Source organism: Burkholderia sp. E168m22 (assembly GCF_001319805.1).
Classification (GTDB): Bacteria; Pseudomonadota; Gammaproteobacteria; order Burkholderiales; family Burkholderiaceae; genus Burkholderia; species Burkholderia orbicola.
On record NZ_BBSK01000170.1, the window covers coordinates 1 to 1,347 of the forward strand.

2 protein-coding genes are annotated in these 1,347 nt (G+C 71.9%); both read right to left on the reverse strand.

From position 1 onward, the window contains the following. Positions 1 to 593, reverse strand: a 593-nt coding sequence (locus tag AP428_RS37735; protein ID WP_054928693.1) for a methyl-accepting chemotaxis protein, incomplete at its 3' end; no start/stop codon positions are given. Between the two features lie 22 nt (positions 594 to 615). Next, the coding region (locus AP428_RS34245; protein ID WP_231691733.1) for an ATP-binding protein at positions 616 to 1,347 on the reverse strand (732 nt) is incomplete at its 5' end.

Here is a 1,347-nt window from a genome sequence, read left to right on the forward strand (position 1 = left end):
AGGCTGTCGCGATAGCTGTTCGACAATTGCTGCGAGCGCGCGGCCAGCCCGCGCACCTCGCTCGCGACGATCGAGAAACCGCGCCCGGCCGCGCCCGCGCGCGCCGCCTCGATCGACGCGTTCAGCGACACGATCGACACGTGCGCGACGATCGCCGACAGTTCCTGGTTCTTCGCGCGCATGTCCTGGTTCTGCGTGGTCAGCGAGATCATCTGTTCGTGCCAGCGCTCGAACGTGGCGGCCAGCCCGCGCAGGCGCGCGGCTTCGTCGGCGATCTTCATCGCATGCTGCGCGAGCGCCGCGCGGTCGGCCGACAGCGCCTGCAACGCGTCGCGCTGCGCGCCGTTGGTCGAGGTCTCGCGCGTCAGCGCCTCCCCGAGCTGCGCCTCGCGTTGCGCCCATGCGTCGGCCGCTTCCGCATGCGCGGACGCCGCGTCATCTGCGCGTGCGGCGGCTGCGTCGAGCGCGTCGTGCAACGCGTCGGCCTCGCGCGCCAGCGTCGCGACGAGCCGTTGGCGCATCGCACGAAACACGATCGCCGCCGCCATCGCGACGATCACGCCGCCCGCCAGCGCGGCGGCCATCTGAGTCATCCACGCCTGCACGATCACGCCGTCACTCCGCTGCGTCGATATCCGCGACGCGTGTGCGTTGCGCGTGCCCCGTGCCGGGCGCGGCGCCGTCCGCCGCGAAGCGCGCGGGCAGCGACACGATCGTCTCGAACGCGCGATACGGGGCACCGACGCGATCGTCGGTGAAGCGCAGCGCGATATCGCCGCCGTCGCGCTTCAGGAAATTGCGCACCGCGTCCATGCCGACGCCGCGCCCCGATACTTCGGTCACCGTCTGCGCGGTCGAGAAGCCCGGCCGGAAGATCAGCTCGGCGACGTCCTCGTCGGACAACGCCGCTTCGCTTGCGGCATCGATCCAGCCGCGCTCGCGCGCGATGCCGCGAATCCGGTCGAGCGCGAGGCCGCGGCCGTCGTCGGCGAGCACGAACCACAGTTCGCCGCCGCCCACGCCGACCGCGATGTCGATCGTGCCGGATGCCGGCTTGCCGGCCGCGCGCCGCGCGTCGGATGACTCGATCCCGTGGTCGATCGCATTGCGCAGCAGGTGCATGAACACGTTCTTCAGCGTCGCGACGATCTCGCTGCGCACGCGCTGGCCGTGGCTGTCGATATGCACGACGGGCGCCGGCTTGCCAAGCTCGGCCGCGAGCGACGGCAGCGATTCGATCACGCCGCCGAGCGCTTCGCCGATCCCTTGCGTGCCGAGCTGGCTCAGCATGCGGCGCACCGCATCGCGCGCCGCGTGCCAGTCGGACGCGTTGGCCGGATCGGCGCC